Source organism: Bacillus mycoides (genome assembly GCF_001757995.1).
GTDB lineage: Bacteria > Bacillota > Bacilli > Bacillales > Bacillaceae_G > Bacillus_A > Bacillus_A mycoides_B.
Map to the genome: position 1 here is coordinate 146,151 of NZ_LXLV01000012.1, position 16,123 is coordinate 162,273.

At 36.2% G+C, this 16,123-nt stretch carries 23 protein-coding genes and 1 pseudogene; 11 read left to right on the forward strand and 13 right to left on the reverse strand.

What is annotated here, in order from left to right; genetic code table 11:
* Positions 1 to 123 precede the first annotated feature (123 nt).
* From BWGOE10_RS04515 to BWGOE10_RS04525, 3 genes are all read right to left on the reverse strand, one after another.
* A complete protein-coding gene (locus tag BWGOE10_RS04515; protein ID WP_070141098.1) occupies positions 124 to 1,011 on the reverse strand; it encodes a DMT family transporter in 888 nt (295 codons plus the stop codon).
* A 438-nt stretch (positions 1,012 to 1,449) separates the two neighbouring features.
* A complete protein-coding gene (locus BWGOE10_RS04520) occupies positions 1,450 to 2,097 on the reverse strand; it encodes a class D sortase (RefSeq protein ID WP_070141099.1) in 648 nt (215 codons plus the stop codon).
* 56 nt (positions 2,098 to 2,153) lie between these two features.
* Positions 2,154 to 2,720: an excalibur calcium-binding domain-containing protein gene (locus tag BWGOE10_RS04525; RefSeq protein WP_070141100.1), complete on the reverse strand. Its 567-nt coding sequence runs from the start codon at positions 2,718 to 2,720 to the stop codon at positions 2,154 to 2,156.
* Between the two features lie 159 nt (positions 2,721 to 2,879).
* Here BWGOE10_RS04525 and BWGOE10_RS04530 point away from each other — a divergent pair.
* Positions 2,880 to 3,069 (forward strand): annotated as a pseudogene (locus tag BWGOE10_RS04530) (MFS transporter); the annotation flags it as partial.
* Between the two features lie 42 nt (positions 3,070 to 3,111).
* On the opposite strand, the gene BWGOE10_RS04535 reads toward BWGOE10_RS04530, so the two are convergent.
* From BWGOE10_RS04535 to BWGOE10_RS04550, 4 genes are all read right to left on the reverse strand, one after another.
* A complete protein-coding gene (locus BWGOE10_RS04535) occupies positions 3,112 to 3,639 on the reverse strand; it encodes a permease (RefSeq protein WP_070141102.1) in 528 nt (175 codons plus the stop codon).
* Complete coding sequence (locus tag BWGOE10_RS04540; RefSeq protein ID WP_070141103.1) at positions 3,636 to 4,118, reverse strand: hypothetical protein; 483 nt, start codon at positions 4,116 to 4,118, stop codon at positions 3,636 to 3,638. Before BWGOE10_RS04540 ends, BWGOE10_RS04535 begins: the two co-directional genes overlap by 4 nt.
* Positions 4,111 to 4,452: a PadR family transcriptional regulator gene (locus tag BWGOE10_RS04545; protein WP_070141104.1), complete on the reverse strand. Its 342-nt coding sequence runs from the start codon at positions 4,450 to 4,452 to the stop codon at positions 4,111 to 4,113. The genes BWGOE10_RS04540 and BWGOE10_RS04545 overlap by 8 nt, the downstream gene beginning before the upstream one ends.
* Positions 4,453 to 4,751: 299 nt before the next feature.
* Complete coding sequence (locus BWGOE10_RS04550; RefSeq protein ID WP_070141105.1) at positions 4,752 to 4,877, reverse strand: YjcZ family sporulation protein; 126 nt, start codon at positions 4,875 to 4,877, stop codon at positions 4,752 to 4,754.
* Positions 4,878 to 5,077: 200 nt separating this feature from the next.
* Here BWGOE10_RS04550 and BWGOE10_RS04555 point away from each other — a divergent pair, with 200 nt between their 5' ends.
* Positions 5,078 to 5,293: a preprotein translocase gene (locus BWGOE10_RS04555; protein WP_070141106.1), complete on the forward strand. Its 216-nt coding sequence runs from the start codon at positions 5,078 to 5,080 to the stop codon at positions 5,291 to 5,293.
* 127 nt (positions 5,294 to 5,420) lie between these two features.
* Here BWGOE10_RS04555 and BWGOE10_RS04560 read toward each other — a convergent pair whose 3' ends face one another.
* Positions 5,421 to 5,969: a DUF4352 domain-containing protein gene (locus tag BWGOE10_RS04560; protein WP_070141107.1), complete on the reverse strand. Its 549-nt coding sequence runs from the start codon at positions 5,967 to 5,969 to the stop codon at positions 5,421 to 5,423.
* A gap of 519 nt (positions 5,970 to 6,488) precedes the next feature.
* On the opposite strand from BWGOE10_RS04560, the gene BWGOE10_RS04565 reads away from it, so the two are divergent.
* From BWGOE10_RS04565 to BWGOE10_RS04575, 3 genes are read left to right on the forward strand one after another with little or no spacing between them, the layout of a single operon-like run.
* On the forward strand, positions 6,489 to 6,947 hold the full coding sequence (locus BWGOE10_RS04565; RefSeq protein ID WP_070141108.1) for a MarR family winged helix-turn-helix transcriptional regulator: 459 nt from the start codon (positions 6,489 to 6,491) through the stop codon (positions 6,945 to 6,947).
* A 45-nt stretch (positions 6,948 to 6,992) separates the two neighbouring features.
* A complete protein-coding gene (gene pssA, locus BWGOE10_RS04570) occupies positions 6,993 to 7,526 on the forward strand; it encodes a CDP-diacylglycerol--serine O-phosphatidyltransferase (RefSeq protein ID WP_070141109.1) in 534 nt (177 codons plus the stop codon).
* A 38-nt stretch (positions 7,527 to 7,564) separates the two neighbouring features.
* Entirely contained in the window at positions 7,565 to 7,936 is a 372-nt protein-coding gene (locus tag BWGOE10_RS04575) for an ATP synthase subunit I (protein WP_070141118.1), read from the forward strand.
* Positions 7,937 to 8,196: 260 nt separating this feature from the next.
* Here BWGOE10_RS04575 and BWGOE10_RS29505 read toward each other — a convergent pair whose 3' ends face one another.
* On the reverse strand, positions 8,197 to 8,304 hold the full coding sequence (locus BWGOE10_RS29505; protein WP_000505673.1) for a YjcZ family sporulation protein: 108 nt from the start codon (positions 8,302 to 8,304) through the stop codon (positions 8,197 to 8,199).
* A gap of 378 nt (positions 8,305 to 8,682) precedes the next feature.
* Here BWGOE10_RS29505 and BWGOE10_RS04580 point away from each other — a divergent pair, with 378 nt between their 5' ends.
* Positions 8,683 to 9,204 carry a DoxX family membrane protein gene (locus BWGOE10_RS04580; RefSeq protein WP_070141119.1) on the forward strand — a complete coding sequence of 174 codons (522 nt, stop codon included), beginning with the start codon at positions 8,683 to 8,685 and terminating at the stop codon, positions 9,202 to 9,204.
* Positions 9,205 to 9,736: 532 nt separating this feature from the next.
* Here the strand turns inward: BWGOE10_RS04580 and BWGOE10_RS04585 are convergent.
* The 3 genes from BWGOE10_RS04585 to BWGOE10_RS04595 all read right to left on the reverse strand — a co-directional run bounded on the left by BWGOE10_RS04585 (position 9,737) and on the right by BWGOE10_RS04595 (position 13,429).
* The gene (locus tag BWGOE10_RS04585; RefSeq protein WP_070141110.1) at positions 9,737 to 10,912 is read right to left on the reverse strand and encodes an MFS transporter; all 1,176 of its coding nucleotides are present in this window, start codon (positions 10,910 to 10,912) and stop codon (positions 9,737 to 9,739) included.
* Positions 10,913 to 11,186: 274 nt separating this feature from the next.
* Positions 11,187 to 11,498 (reverse strand): ArsR/SmtB family transcription factor, encoded by a 312-nt coding sequence (locus BWGOE10_RS04590; RefSeq protein ID WP_002087249.1) that lies wholly within the window; start codon positions 11,496 to 11,498, stop codon positions 11,187 to 11,189.
* Between the two features lie 701 nt (positions 11,499 to 12,199).
* Positions 12,200 to 13,429 (reverse strand): serine hydrolase domain-containing protein, encoded by a 1,230-nt coding sequence (locus tag BWGOE10_RS04595; RefSeq protein WP_070141111.1) that lies wholly within the window; start codon positions 13,427 to 13,429, stop codon positions 12,200 to 12,202.
* Between the two features lie 306 nt (positions 13,430 to 13,735).
* On the opposite strand from BWGOE10_RS04595, the gene BWGOE10_RS04600 reads away from it, so the two are divergent.
* The 5 genes from BWGOE10_RS04600 (at position 13,736) to BWGOE10_RS04620 (ending at position 15,921) form a co-directional block, all read left to right on the forward strand.
* Entirely contained in the window at positions 13,736 to 13,924 is a 189-nt protein-coding gene (locus BWGOE10_RS04600) for an EndoU domain-containing protein (protein WP_070141112.1), read from the forward strand.
* A gap of 33 nt (positions 13,925 to 13,957) precedes the next feature.
* The gene (locus tag BWGOE10_RS04605) at positions 13,958 to 14,308 is read left to right on the forward strand and encodes a hypothetical protein (RefSeq protein WP_070141113.1); all 351 of its coding nucleotides are present in this window, start codon (positions 13,958 to 13,960) and stop codon (positions 14,306 to 14,308) included.
* A 233-nt stretch (positions 14,309 to 14,541) separates the two neighbouring features.
* The gene (locus BWGOE10_RS04610; protein WP_070141114.1) at positions 14,542 to 14,841 is read left to right on the forward strand and encodes a contact-dependent growth inhibition system immunity protein; all 300 of its coding nucleotides are present in this window, start codon (positions 14,542 to 14,544) and stop codon (positions 14,839 to 14,841) included.
* A 139-nt stretch (positions 14,842 to 14,980) separates the two neighbouring features.
* Positions 14,981 to 15,100 (forward strand): YjcZ family sporulation protein, encoded by a 120-nt coding sequence (locus BWGOE10_RS04615; RefSeq protein ID WP_070141115.1) that lies wholly within the window; start codon positions 14,981 to 14,983, stop codon positions 15,098 to 15,100.
* A gap of 308 nt (positions 15,101 to 15,408) precedes the next feature.
* Positions 15,409 to 15,921 (forward strand): DinB family protein, encoded by a 513-nt coding sequence (locus tag BWGOE10_RS04620; RefSeq protein WP_070141116.1) that lies wholly within the window; start codon positions 15,409 to 15,411, stop codon positions 15,919 to 15,921.
* 115 nt (positions 15,922 to 16,036) lie between these two features.
* Here BWGOE10_RS04620 and BWGOE10_RS33905 read toward each other — a convergent pair whose 3' ends face one another.
* Positions 16,037 to 16,120: a hypothetical protein gene (locus tag BWGOE10_RS33905; protein WP_367890491.1), complete on the reverse strand. Its 84-nt coding sequence runs from the start codon at positions 16,118 to 16,120 to the stop codon at positions 16,037 to 16,039.
* Positions 16,121 to 16,123 lie beyond the last annotated feature (3 nt).

Consider the following 16,123-nt stretch of genomic DNA (forward strand, 5'->3'; position numbering starts at 1 on the left):
ATGCTACCTTATTCGAAGATAGCATCTAAAAAAAGGCTCATTTAAAAGAAAATTTAAGTTAAGAGAATGAAAATAATACAAACGACTATTTTCGGGGTATGTTTATCTATCTTAATAAAATCCTTACTCCACGTTCTTCTTATAATTAACCCGCAGCAAACTCTTAAAATCCACGTCAGCAATCAACACACTCAACAATATAAGTGTCGCCCCTAAGTATCCTTTCCCTGTGAGTGTTTCGCCTGTGAAAAAGAAGGCAAAGCCTGCTGAAAAGACAGGTTCTAATGAAAAGATAAGTCCTGTATGTGTAGGTGTAGTGTATTGCTGGGCGATAACTTGCACAATGAATGCGACTGCGGTGCAAAATATGCTTAAGGCTAAGATGATTAGCCATGAGTCGATAGTACTAGGAAGTTTTGGGGTTTCCATCACTAATGAAAAAATAAGACTAAATAGGCCGACGAAACCGAGTTGTACTACCCCAAGTGCAATTGAATTCACATGTTTTGTTACGCTTCCAGTAATGATGACATGAATGGCATAAAATAAAGCAGATAATATGCAAAATATATCGCCGTTACCGATCTTGAATTCACTAGTTAATGTTAGTAATCCGATTCCTATTATCGTTAACACAATTCCTAATATAACTTTCTTTTCAGGAATGTGTTTTAAAAATATAGCTGATAATATTGGAATAAAAATGACTGTGAGACATAGTAAGAAGCCAGCATTAGAAACGCTTGTATACTTTGTACCAAACGTCGCGAAAATGTAAACGATAAATAAAACAGAGGCCAGTATAAAAGCATATTTTACAGTTTTAAAATCGATTTTGAATAAGTGTTTGTAAAATATTAAACCTGATAAAAGAAAAGCAATAATAAATCGTAATGCGATTAAATTATATTCTTCTATGTCATCGAGTCCAAGCTTTGTAAGTAGGATGGATGCACCCCAAAAAAATGTAACTAGTAGTAGCATTAAATCTGCTTTTAATTGAATTCTCATTTCTATTCCCTCGTTATGTATAATTTATGATTCCATACCCCTATCCCCATTGTTTATTTTAATATTAATTCTGAATATTTGGAACAAAAATTTATCGACGTTTTATTTCATAATAAAGAGGCTATGTTATAATCCGGTTCAATCGGTTTATAACATAGCCTCTTTCCATTTAAAAGTTCCGATCTAGCAACAACCAAGCTGCTTTGCAACAACTTCTGGCGGATCAGGAAGTCCCTTCATGAAATATGTTTCCACGATTCCGACGATAGCGGATCCGAAGAAGGTAAGTAGCATTTCTTCACTAAATCCATTGTTTATTCCTTCTTTAATATCTATGTTATTTTTTCTTCACGAGTGAAAGATGGTTTTTAATTGGTGCTATGTTTAAAAAGGAGCCGTCACCTAGTCAAAAAAATCGACTTAATGGGACAGCTCCTTTTAAGTTTTAGAAACTAAAGACGCTTCAATAATATAGCGATCTGGGGCGTCACCGATGTAGTTGAAAGGGTAACACGTTGTTAATGTTAATGTTGGTTCATCTTTTTCTACAATAACAGTCCGATCTTCTGCATCTGTTATCCAATGTTTGTTAATACTGTATGTGTATGTTTTATTTTCATATTCTACAATCAGTTGGTCATTTTCTTTTAGCTGACCTAGTTCGGTAAATACAGTATCTCGATGTCCACTTAAAACTGTATGACCGTTTCCAGATGGGGTAGTCGTTAATTCGCTCACAAACATGCCTACACCTTTTTTTAGTACTTTATCATCAGCTCCCCAATATATGGAGTATTTCTTTTGTATTTTAGGAATGATTAAATATGCTACTTTTTGCCCTAATTGATGAGTTACTTCTGAAGACGGAATTTGCACAATTTCTTCATGATTTTGAGGAGTTTCTATTTTATCGTTATTGTCTTCAGGAGGTACTGTGATTGGTGTTTGAGTTTCGTATTTCTTTATTTCACTAGATGCTAAAGATTCCGCTGAGCTTCTAGCACTATACCATTCTATAAAACAATAAGAAAAGATTGAAATTCCAACTATAAATAAACATAAGCCTAACCATTGTTTTATTTTCATTTATATCACTCCATTTTAAAACGACAGGAGGAGACCTGTCGTTTTACGGAATTATTTTATGCGTTTGTTTTTTTACGACGGAACATTAATACAGATCCAATTGCAGCTAAACCTAAGCTTGCTAACATCATTGTAACACCATTTGATGCTGTGTTTGGCAATTTTTCGCCTTGCTTTTTGTTTTCTTGTTTCACAGCTGTATTCGTGTCTTTCTTTGTTTCTTTTGCAGTTGTTTGAGTTTTAGTTTGTTCTTGCTTTTTGTTTTCTTGTTTAGCAGGTTCCTGTTTAGTATTCTCTTGTTTAGCAGGTTCTTGCTTAGTATCTTCCTGTTTAGGTTGTTCTTGTGGTTTATTTTCGTCTTTTTTTGTAGCTTGTTTACTAGCTACAAATTGATCGTAATCACCTTTTTTTACTTCACAAGGTAAACCATCGTTGTCACGATCTAAATCATGAGGATCATTTGTTGCGCTATATCCATTGCTATGCCAGAACTCCATAACTTCTTGTTTGTTTTTGAAGTGACCGCAGTTCTTGTCGTTTGGATTTTTTGCTGCAAATGCAGAAGAACTGTACCCCACAGTTAAAAGTGTGAACGCTGTTGCTGAAACTAATAATTTTTTCATAAATTTCTCCCTTTTCCCAATATTATGTAGTACATTGAAATATTTTACATTCTAATATTCAAAAATACAATAGGGAAAATTAAAAAATGTAAGATTTTTAAATAATTATATATTTTTGTAACGTCATAAAGTAACAATTGTCTCTAAACGTAAAATTTTTCGAAAGTGTCTTCAGGAACAACTAAGTATATGGAAAGCTCAGCAAATCCAATGGACCCAGTAGAGAAGTTAAACGGTTTAACATCTGGATTCAAAGGGGCATTTACACTAGGGTTAATCTTTATCGTTGTTCTTAAAAGAAGAGAAAGAGGAAGTAAAGGCAGCAGGGGTTTTACTGAACGAGAATTAAGGTTCATATTAAAAAGACATCTTTAAGAGATAAAGATGTCTTTTACATTTCTTTCGTAATATCATATCGCAGCAACTGCCTCTGATCATAAAATCTCTCAAAAATAAGACCCATTACATAGAAGAATACTAGACCGAAGCAAATGTGAATAAGTGTAAAGGTAGCCCCAAATGAAGAAAATTCATACACCATAATTGGTAATTTTGCAGTTGTCCAAACGCCTAAGAAAAATACGATGTACCTAATACTTGCGCCTTTTTTTAATAGTAGTGCTGCAATCGGAAAGGCGACGTAGAGGGGACCAGCTGCAATTCCGCCTAATAATAGAGAGAATAAGATTCCATATATGCCGGACTTTTCTCCCATGTATTTCATTAGTGTTTCTTTCTTCACCCACTGATCAAGTAACCCTACAAATACAAGGACAGGGGGGAGTAGAAACAACATATCTAAAATACTATTCCCCGTTAATTGTAATGCGCTACACCCTAAAGATTGGTTTATAAAAGTTAATAAGAGGAGCCCAAACAGTAATATGAAAAAGAAGCGATATCTTTTTAGTTCATTCATACCATCACCACCCAAATGATATATGAGAATAGGAGTGACATGAGTAATGCAGATGCATTACGAGCGTAAGCAAAGCTTCGTCCGAATATCTTTTGTTCCATCGGTAAGGTTGTAATTCCTACGGACATTAATGTAGACATGAGCGCTGCAACTTGGGGAAGGCCTGCGCCGTGTTGGACTAACGTATTACCAAGAGGAAACACGACAAAGCTTGGAATGAGTGCAATGGATCCGAGTATTGCTGAATAAATAATACCTAAGAATCCGGACTGTTCTCCAATGATGGAAGAGATGAAGGACGGCGTTAAGATAGAAAGCGATAAGCCAACGAAAAGCATAATGGAGAGCATGGCAGGGAGTAGGTTTCGAAATATTTTCCATGATTTTAATAGGGCAGCTTTCGTTTTATTCCGATCCTTCATAAAAGAAATCCCCGTAAGAATAATGGCCAAAGTGTAAAGGATAGCACCATTAATCATGATTAGATTCCTTTAAGTCTTTATATTTGTCTAAGAAAAATGATAAGTTTTTCATTTTTCCCTCAATATCCATTTGAAAATCTGCTAATTGTTCTTTTCCGGCTGTAGTAATTCTGTACATCTTTCTCGGCTTATCTTGAACTGATGTACTTACATAAGATTCAATAGCACCTTCGTTTTCTAATTTCTTCAGCGTGCGGTAAAGGATGGCACTATCGATTGGATTGACCGGAAGTTCTTCTTCACATTTCTGAAGTAGCTGTCCGCCATAGTTATCACCTTCTGCTAAAAATAACAAAAGAAATGCACCTGTATGTCTTCCTGTATGTTTCATGAATATACCTCCTAGAATGAATTGGAATATATACTGTTAATGACAGTATACTGTTGTTAACAGTATATGGTGCATGAAGTGCTATGTCAATTTAAAAATATTACTGAGGGGAAATGGTAATCCCTGTTCTAATCTTGTTAAATAACAAAATAAAAGCCTACTGTTTTCTTGTGACAGTGGCTTTCATAGTTGGTAAACTACTATATTACGCTTAGGGAATCTCGCACTTTGATAGTAACACATATATGTTAGTTGCATGTTGAGAAATAAAAAAAAGACACTCTCAAGAGTGCCTCTTATTAGCAGCCTAATCCGCCGCCCCAACAGCTAGCGCCAACAATGATTAATAAAATAAAGAGTACAACAAGTAAGGCGAATCCACCGCCGAAACCGCAGCCTCCACCACAACTACCTCCAAAGCCCATATTAACTCCTCCTTCCATAAAGACCATTTATTAATGGATTTAATTCACTTTATGTTTTTACGGATAAACTTGAGCAGGTCCTTTTGAAAAAATAAAAGCACTCGGTATTTTAAGAGAGGTGACGAACTTATTTTTGTCACGAGTATTACGCTTATTACATATGGTATTTTATTCTGTGCATTTGGGGAAAGGAGATCGTTATGGCTAATTCTGAGATGATATTACGTTTACTTACGGATTTAAAGATTGAACAACAGGCATTGAGAGAACAGATTGAGAAAATACAGACAGCTTTGACTACGCTTGAAGAGAAAACAACTACTATTGAAGAAAAACCAGTTGTTACAAAGCAACGTGGACATTCTGGACGCCCAACATCTTTTCGTGATTGGAGAGCATCAACTCAAAGGGATTAAGGAATCCTGTTATAGTGAGTTATACAAAATCACAAATGAAAAAGTACAGTCTACTGTAGTTAAGACAGAGGCTGTACTTTTTGTTATGTTAGTATAAGTTGTGATAGGCGGTTTGTATTTTCTTTGACTATTCCACCTTTAACTCGATCCCTTTATCCAACATATCTCCATTAATTTTCAAAGTTAATCCTTGCGTTTTTTTCGGTACATCGAATACAATGTTCCCTTCCGAATTTTCACTAGGATTAAGAACACCAAATTTAAATGTAGCGGTATTTGCAGCTTTAAGTACTAATTGAGATTCATTAGAAATGTGATATTCTCTTCCGGTACCGTCAATTAATTTAAAGTTATTGCTATTTAGTGTAATGGGTTCTTCTTGACGATTATAAACTGCGACGTCTAATACTTTAAATACACCTTGTGCTTTAACTTCTCCATTACCTATAACATCTAATGAATCGACAGAGCTTATTGATATGTATACATCAGAAAAATCTCCATGGGTGGGAAGTTCTTTTTGAGGATCCTTGTTGCTAAGTTCATCATTCTTTGTTTCTTTAGAAGTCTCCTGTTCGTTTTTCGTGTTACTGCTAGATGTATCATGTGAACTGCAAGCTGATAATCCAAATAAGAATGTGCTACATAATAATGTTGTTAATAACTTTTTGTTCATATTGTGTTCCTCCAAAATAGAAGCACTTTCATGGGTGCCATAATAATTTAATAAATTTATATTTTTCTTTATATGTATTAAATGTTACATTTTATTATATTGGTTTTGGGATAAAAAGGAAACTTAATGTAAATAAAAAAGACACTTTGCAGTGTCTTTTTTATTTGAGTTATGCGCATTGCTTATTAAGACGTTAGTTTCTCAGCCTAAACATGAGTAACTATGTAGGGTGATTTAATTATAACATTTTAACCAATAATGGGTCTATATGGAATTTGTATAATGGGTACGTTTAATTATTCGGAATGATAGCTGTAGTATATTATGTTGGGATTTGATCCATTAAAAGCAGTAGATAAGGTAAAGGAGCATACCCTATTTCATAATTTACACAAATTGTGTAGAAAAGTATGGTGCGATATTTCCCTTTACACGAACATAAAGGTGTAATATAGTTTAGTTAAGTTAACTAAACTATATAACGAAACGAAATAACAGCATGACTGGAGGAAGAAAGCTATGACTAGATCGTATAAAGAAGTAATTAATGAAATGAATCGAGCCTACACTGAATTTTACATTTTACTATTTCAGGATTTAAAGGATGAGTTCGGTCTTACTGGGCAGCAAGAGAGCATGCTATTTCATATCAATTTAAATGAAAACACAACAGCAAATAACATTGCGAGTACTTTTAATATAACGAAAAGTGCTGTCAGCCAAGTTTTATCGAAATTAGAAAAACAGAAGATGATTTCGAAACAAGTAAACCCTAATAATAAACGGGAGTATTTCCTTACACTTGGTCCAAACGGTAGTAAGTATATAGAGCGGTTGTCTGAGTTAGATGATGTACTGATTGAGAAATACTTCTCGAAAATCGATATCGAAGCTTTGCAGCAAATGACTGATACATTAACGAAAATAAATAAAGTTATAGTGGAAGAAAAACAGAAGGCCCTTGATTCTAATGAGTAAGAAAGTCTATATGAAGGGATTAGTTGAAAGGAGGAAAAGCATGTTATGAGTTACATACCAAATATGATTACGATAGCAAATTTTGTATGTGGGCTTTTGGCTATTTATGCTGTTTTCGTTCACGATATGTATTTGGGAGCAGTTTTTATTATTACAGGAATGCTATTTGATTTTTTTGATGGCATGGTCGCTCGGAAACTTGATTCTGTTTCGGAAATAGGTGGAGAATTAGACTCATTTGCGGATTTAGTTACCTTTGGTGTGGCACCGTCTATTCTTGCATATAGTGTCGCTTTAAAAGATTTACAGCTTATCGGGATGATATGTGCGCTTACTTACAGTATTTGCGGAATGCTGCGGCTTGCTAGATTTAACACGAAGCAAAGCAAACTCCCGACATTTATAGGCATGCCCATTCCATTCGCAGCAATGTGTCTCCTTATTTTATGCTTTTTGAATAATCCAGTTTCTGTGGCGTTTGGCACATACATACTCGCTTATTTAATGGTAAGTAAAATCAAATTCCCTCATTTTAAAAAAGACATACCGGAAAGCTTGAAGTCTGAAAGATGGGATTGATGATACGTAAATATAATGGGAAAGATAAGGAGCATAACATGATTCGTATGGCACTAAGATCATTTAACATACAAATATATTGTCTGCTAGGCGTGATGTTATTGGGGTGGTTTATAACACCTTTCTCAGCCCATTTTGTCGGGATAAGCATTGGCCTTCTAGTTAGTATGTACTGCGTATGGATTTTAGGAAGGCGTATTGAAAAGTTCGGAGATAGTATTGTAAAAAAAGAAAAAGCACCGATGCTTGGAATGATGAATCGATTTGCAGGCGCGATACTCGGTGCAATTATTATGTATGAAATTGAACAGCATAAGTTCATGTGGACATTTGCTGCTGGAATTATGGGTGGGTATTTCTTAATTATTATTAATTTAGGATATTACAGCATGAAAGATGCGAAGAAATAAAGTGAAACTTTAATCAACACACACTAATCGGCTTTTTTAACTATATAAGTTTTGAATCTAAGGAATTAAAGTTAGTTGAGCAACTTTGTGTAGCGGAAGGATTATTTGTATGTCACACTAAAGACCGAAAGTGATAAAGTGTTGTGTAAATAACTAATTTGGATGACTTGAATGTATAAACTTAAAAGCTTTCCTTTATGGAGAGCTTTTTATTATAAAGAAAAGACACTCATATAAGAGTGTCTTTTCCGATAGTTTGTTTAGCAGAAGCAAGAAGCTCCAACTATGATTAATAAAATAAACAATACAACTAATAAAGCAAAGCCTCCAGAAAATCCACAGCCGCCACAACTACCACCAAATCCCATAATAGTTCCTCCTTTAATAAGAGGGGAAAACAAGGGGTCACTCATGTATTTTAACGGATTCAAATTACTGTATGTTTTTACGCAATAATTGAGCAGGTCCTTTTGAAAATAAAGAAAAGATACCTTAAGGTGCCTTTCCCCGACTTGTGATAGCAACTCATCGCTATGAAGCTAACAAAACAAAATATCCCCTAGAATGAAAAAAATACGCTATTCTTTCTCGAGATGAGGGGAATGAACTAAAATTTAACATTTTATCTTACATTTTCCGTTGAAAATAATTATCATTATTGTTAAATTTAATTACGATAATGATAATTGTTATCAATATTTAAGGGGGGACTTTTTTCCTTTACAAGATGGGAGATGCTTAATGTTATGAATGTATTATCAAGGGGTCTGGAAAAGCAATTATTTCAATTATTAGTTACTTTAATGCGCGTTCTTTTTGGTATGGGGTGGTTTTGGGCAGGAGTAACAAAGATTACAGAAAAACATTGGTTTAGTGAACCGGGGTTTTTTCTTAAACATTATTTCATAATGGCACTAGCAAAACCAAATGTTCCTGAATTTTATCATGATTTCATTCAATACATAGCACTTAAAAATACTATGTTCTTTAACTATGTGATTCCTATCGTCCAGATTATAGTTGGTATATGTATGATAATAGGATTACTGATTATTCCTTCTGTTTGTATTTGTCTTTTTATGCATATTAATTTTATTCTCTCAGGTAATATGAATTTAATAAGTCTTACATTATATACAAGTGCATTTGGAATATTATTCTTTTTAGAACGTAGTTACGTTTTAAGTTTAGACCGTTATTTTAGAATTGAAAAATACTTTAAATCAAACAAACAAACCATGCATTATTATTCATCAAAGGTTTCTTAAGGGGGATTCCTCCCCATCACTACCAAGCTAACAAAATTCCCTAAAATGAAAAAATACGCTATTCTTTCTGTAGAATTATAGGAAAGGATAGCGTTTTTGAATTATTTCTCTGCTTAAAAGTTGAAATTAAAAAGAACCCCATAAATGATAAACCATTCCACTAACAAAAAACACTAATCCTAAAAACAAAACAATTAAAGCAAGTATTCCATTTTGATTATGTTCCATAAAATTAGCTCCTTTTAGATTTATTTTTATCCCGCTATTTGTGGGCAGTAAAACTCCCACCTCAAAATTCAGGTGGAGCAAAGAAGTTAGGTGGGAGATCAACTGCCCGTAAACGCCCGATTGGTGAAGGCTAATAATCAGTGGGGGATGAACACCCCCCACTGATTAAAGTTTCACTTTATATACAAAAAAGCCTTTAGTCGTAATTATGGCTAAAGGCTTTGAGTGTTATACTTTTTAGTTTGGAAAATCTTATAAGAAGAATTTATAATGTTTTTTTATCAAATTTGGAACTGAAAATGTACTAGCATGATAATGAAGCCTGGCTATTAGAATCGAAAAATTTTAGTTTTATTATAATTAATAGAAATGAAAGTAGTGTGAATATAAATCCGCTCCAAATAAGCTGGTGAATACCTAGGTTGGAAATGAACCAGCCTCCAATAGTTGTTCCTAGAGTAATTCCGAGATTTGAGAATGAAACGAATAGACTATTACCAAATTCAGGTGCTTCTTTTGCTTCACTTATTAACCAAGTTTGACCAACAATTAATCCGCCAGCATGTACGATTCCCCAAATGAATACCATAAAAATCATTGGAACAAGGTAGGAACCTAAATAATAAACTAATATGTAAACAACAGAATATAGAATAGGGAATGATATCACGGTGTTTACTACACTTTTTTGCAGGAGACTACCAAATAAATGATTACCTAAAATCATAACTATACCAAATATGAATAGCATGATACTGATGAGAGATCCATTCATGGAAGTTACTTTTGCAAGGTACTCAGCGAAGTAGCTGTATACGGAAAACATGGCTGCAAAAAGGAATGTGACAGTTAAAATATTTAACCATAATCCTGGTTTGCCGAGTATACGAATTTGTTTGCCGAAGGACATTTTTTCTGTAACAGGCATAGACGGGAGTAAGATTAATATTCCAATGAATGCAAGAGTGTTAACAAGCGCTCCGAATAAGAAAGCAATTTCTAGTGAAAATTGGTCTGCAAGGTAAGAGGTTAATGGTACACCTAAAGCAAAGCCAACGGTAATTCCCATAAAGACTTTTGTAACCGCTTGACCGCTTTTTTCTGGAGGGACAAGTTTAGCAGCAGTTACAAGAGCGATTGAAAAGAAGAGTGGGTGAAGTGCTGCCGGCAAAATACGAAAAATAAGCATGATTTCAAATTGTGTTGTATAAGCGTAGATTATATTTGAAATAACAAAAATAAAAATTGCTGTTAATAAAATTATTTTGCGATTAATACTAGAGACGAGCAGAATTAAAAACGGACCAGAAATAGCAACAACTAGTGCAAATATACTTACTAAAAATCCAGCTTGTGTAGTTGAAATTCCGAATTTTTGAGTGATTTGTGGTAATACGCCGACGATACCCATCTCGGTAGTAATAATTCCGAACACACCTATTGCGAGTGTCAGAATAAGTAAAGGATTTACTTTTTTCATTTATAAAACTCTCCATTCGTATCAGTATTTTGAAAGTAAATTTATTAATAAAGAAGCATTATTATAAGCATGATTGGATGTCAATATTATTAGAATTATGTAATGTTAAATACAATAACAGATATCTGAATAACTAGATATGATGTACTAAAAAAATTTCTCCTTTCTATGTTTCTTGCTTTTATAGGTAGTGCAATCTTATAAAAAGTAATTGGATACCTGTAAAAAGCAGAATGTGTGAAAGCTAATAATCAATTGATTATTAGCTTTCATTTTATAATTCGTTTTGAACGTATTCAGAAAACTCTCGTATTGTTTTTTCATTTCGACGATAGTATGTCCATTTTCCGATTCGGTCAGAGTCTAGTAGTCCTGCTTTTTTCATAGTTAATAAATAACTAGAAATAACCGATTGGGCTAAGCCAGTTTTAAGCTGGATATCTCCTACACACACTCCAACTTGAAAGCTAAGGCCTTGCTCTAGATAAGGTTTTTCATCGAAATGGTTTTCTGGATTTTTTAACCATGATAAAATTTGACATCTTGTTTCGTTTGACAATGCTTTATAAATTAATAAAGGTTCCATAAGGATATTATATCTACTTTTATAGATTTGTAAATAGGTTTTGGTGATTTTAAGGGGAGGAGGTATATGTAGATTCTTTTAAATGTGGATGAGATGCTTTAGTAACGGGCTTATTTTTGCTTCGTTTGCTGTTACATAGTATGTTTGTCAACGGCAAGAAGCAGCAGGACAATAATATTAAATTGGCTGCCATTCGCAGGAATTTAAGCCTTGTACTTATGGCTATTTGGTTTAGCAATCGATATGTTGTGCTGAAACGTCAATATATCTTAAAAAGAAGCTCTCTTTATCAAGAGAGCTTCTTTTCCTATTTCTTCTTCTTTTCTGTCGGTTGGCTTTGTTTAGCGAAATTAGATGAATCATCGAAATTCGGTTGCTTTTTACCAGCATTATTACTTCTACCTTTTCCCATATGTAATGCACCTCCCCTCACCCTTACTATTCCCAATAAAAAAATCCTCTTGCATCCAAGAGAATTTTTTATTTGGCTCTTATTAATAATGCCCAACTGTTCCCGTGCATCATTGTTTATAGGGGTAGCGTCAGGTTTATGCGGATTTACAACGTTTAGGAAGTTTTAACCCATTAAAAAAGTCGATCTTGTTGAAGTGACCCCAATTGTTAGACAGTGTCTAATAATTGGGGTGCATTTCAAATTCACCGGCCTTTTTTTAAACGAACGACGAACCGCAGGATCGGTGTCAGTCTTCGATTGCCTGGTAGACCGTAGTCCAGAAGTCGTGGATAAGCCGTGCCGAATTCGGGACTGACAGCCCGACCTGGGTAAGCAGGATTCCGGTGAGCTGGTTGTGCGGGTCGGCGTAGGTCGTGGTGCCGCTTCCACCGTCCCAGCCGAACTGGCCGATGGGCGCGTAGTCGCCACGGTAGGTGCGCACTGCCATCCCGAAGCCCCATCCGCCGTGCTGCCCTTGGCCGAATGACACATGGACGTTGCCCTTGGCCATGGCGTTTCGAGCTGCTTGCTGCTCGGGCGTGAGGCGGTTGGTGGTCATCAGCTGGACGGCGGGCCGGGACAGGATCCGTTCGCTTTCGTGCATCCCGTGATTCAGCAGCATCTGTAAATAAGCGTTGTAATCGTCGACGGTGGAGACCAGCCCACCGCCGCCGCCCTGGAACGCCGGAGGCTGGCTCCAGCGTCCTCCCTTGGCCTCGTCCCACACGATGAACTCTCCAGTCTGCGGGTCGGGGGCGTAGAGGGTGGGCAACCGGTCGATCTTGTTGGCGGGCACGTGGAAACCGGTGTCCTTCATGCCTAAGGGGGCGAAGATGCGTTCACGCAGGAACGTCTCAAATGACTGACCCGTGACCCTGGCGATGAGCACGCCGAGTAAATCGTTGCTGATATGGTATTGCCAGCGCTCTCCGGGCTGGTACATCAGCGGAAGCTCGCCAAGGCGGCGCATCCACTCATCCGGCTCGGGCATCGGCACCGGTAGATCGGGCGTGAGTCCCTTCTCGAAGATAGCGTTCATGATCGGAGTGCCCAGCGACGTAATATCCATACCGAGCCCGAACGTGGAAGTCAGCAGGTCCCGTACGGTAATCGGCCGATGCGCTGGCACGGTATCGTCCAGCGGGCCGTCGAGCCGCTTCAGCACCCGCCGGTCAGCGAGTTCCGGTAGCCACGTGTCTACCAGGTCATCCAGCCGCAGCTTGCACTCGTCGAGCAGGATCATTGCCGCCGCAATCGCAAGCGGCTTGGACGTCGAGGCCATCCGAAAGATCGTGTCCCGGCGCATCGGCGCACCACCATCATGGCGCATCGTGCCGAGCGCTTCGACGTGCGTCTCACCGTTCCGGCTGACTAAGGCGACGACCCCAGGAATCTTCCCGGAATCGACATGTCGTGCCAGCACGTTGCGCATTTTGTGCAGCCCTGTTTCGGAGAAGCCCTTGTTACTTTGTCCCATCATGAATCTCTCCTTTTTCCCAGCCCTATTGTTTTAAAGCTACAAATCCTTTTTTGTTATTCATGCTTGAAGCCCTTTGTCAAAAAGGTGGATTCGATGCATGAATAACAAAAGAGAATGAATATTGGCAATTAAAATCTGACTCACTTCCTTTTCTAGGTTATCAGAATCGGGATATGTCCTGCGCTTAGCATAGAGCCATGTGTTCATCAGACGTTTATTCTACAACCGTTGTCTTGCCCAACCTATTGGAGCCGAGCAGGGCGAAAATACTGCCCTTTTTGGGGAATAAGTTTAGTTTTCTAGATGCCCTATTTAAATCCCTTCCATAAAGATTGGAGCCCACAAAAAATTGTAGCTAATATAAATGAAGCATATAATAATAGAACTTATGAATTTGGTAACACATACTCAGGAATAGGCTCAGATGGTATAGAGATTAGCGTGTATCTAGATAAAAATGGGGAAATCATCTCTGATTTCCCATCGGAATAAATTTTATTTTTAGTATAAAGGAGTACAATAGTAATGAAATATCCATATAGTTTTGAAGTACTTACCAACGGAAAATTAGTTATGAGACTTCCCAGAGAAATTAAACTTATTGAAACTTGTTTAGGCGTTGAAGTTTCTGCGTTTGGAGATTGGATTTTAGAAGAAATACATAGTGTTTTAAACGGGGAAAAAGATTGCGTGGAAGTAAATGGCAACATTTGCGGTTTAGAAATTCGGAAAGATACAACTATCGTCCTAGACAATTTGGCCGAAGATGGTAAGGGAGAATTTTGCGAGATAGAAACGGTTGAATTAGTAGACTTAATTCATATTTGGCTAGATAAACGAAAAGAATTTAAAAAAGGGAAAAATAAAGAATTGTAATAATTTAAGTGGCTGACTTCTACATGAAGTCGGCTTTATCTATTATTTCACACACCTCCCGTTATCTTACGTTTTAAGATCGTTTTTTCTAGATAATTATTAGCAATAGTCATCGCAAGAGGTTCTGAAGATATTTTAGAGATGACTATTGCTAAAATTGTCTTACAAAAGAAGAGCAAGGACGTTATATTCGAACAGGATATCCCGTAAGATAGAAATTTAGGAGGCTATTTATGAATGATAAAGATTATATTTATGAAGAATTAAGTGACTTTTTAGATGGAACATTCCATCAAGATATGGGAACACCAGAAAAAGCCTTACACGAATTTATAGAAGAAGCCCACAAAGTTTGTATAGAAAATACTATAAAGTACATAACTGCATTTTTAAACAGTGATCCATCCACGGAAAAAAAAGAAGAATTCATTGAATATTATACTGACATTTATTTTCCTGCTTTAAAACTGACTCCTCTAGAATGGCTTGAACAAACAGGTGAAACGTTGAAACAAGCATTAAAAAATACTTAGTAAAAATCGATCGCCCATAGTAGGCGGTCTTTTTTTCTTAAAGGACCTGCTCAATTAATCCCTAAAAACATAAAGTAAAGTGAACCCAGTGGAATGCATGTGTGACCTCGCGTTTTCTCCTAAAAAAGGAGGGATTAATATGGGATATGGCGGTAGTTGCGGTGGAGGCTGTGGCTTTGGTGGCGGATTCGCATTACTTGTTGTGCTCTTTATCTTATTAATAATAGTTGGAGCTAGCTGCAGCGGATTCGGTTGCTAAGGAGAGGCACTCATGAGAGTGTCTTTTCTTTATAGGGTACTGCACCGTAAAATGAAGAAATTCATTGTTCTCCATAACGGAAATTTGATTTTTTTACAGTTATTCAAGATATGTGGTTCGGGTGCAAAAATAGGTCTAATCTTACTTTTATTCTCAAATTCAACTTGTTGAACTGATAAATAGGGGTGGTGACAGGGGAGATGGTACTACCCCTTAACGTAGAGTGGTAAAGGGAAACCTTTTTATCGTAGAGAATATATACGGAATAGGAATTTAAGTATGTACTTTCATGTGGAGGGAGAAATCTCATGAATAAATTTGTAAATGACAAGTTTTATGAAACGAGAAATGACCTATTAAAGGAGATTAATTTATTGAGTGATGCTCAATTCAATAGTAAGCCAGATATGAATAAATGGAGTATAGCACAAGTTTGTCAGCACTTAGTTTTATTAGATGAGGTAGCTATAAAAGTTATTTCATTTGGATTAAAAGAGATTGATAGTACCAAAAAAGAGCGTCAAGAAATTCACTCTATATTGTTAGATAGAACGAAAAAATTTACAGCCCCAGAAATTCTTGAACCAAGCTTGGAACCATTTGAAGTGCAACAAATGATTGATTTGTTAAACGATGCGAGAAAAAAATTGATGACTTTTCTTAGTACAATAGAGGATGAATCTATGTTAGCGAAAAAATCAGTGAAGCATCCTGCTCTGGGAGAATTACTTCTTGATCAATGGATAGAACTGATATACTTGCATGAACAGCGTCACATAGAACAAATAAAAGAGATGAAATTACTTTTGAAAATAGTTTAAAATAAGGAAGTCTTTGCTAAATATATATTTATAAAAATAAGGACAAATCATAGTTACATAAGCAAAAAGACACCATTTGGACTTATCCCCGTCAAGTAGACAACTGTAAAAAAGACTATGCAGCCATCGAAATTCGATATTCGATCGGAGCTCGATGATTGAGTCGTTTTTGGAATCGTTTGTAGTTATAATGATAGATGTA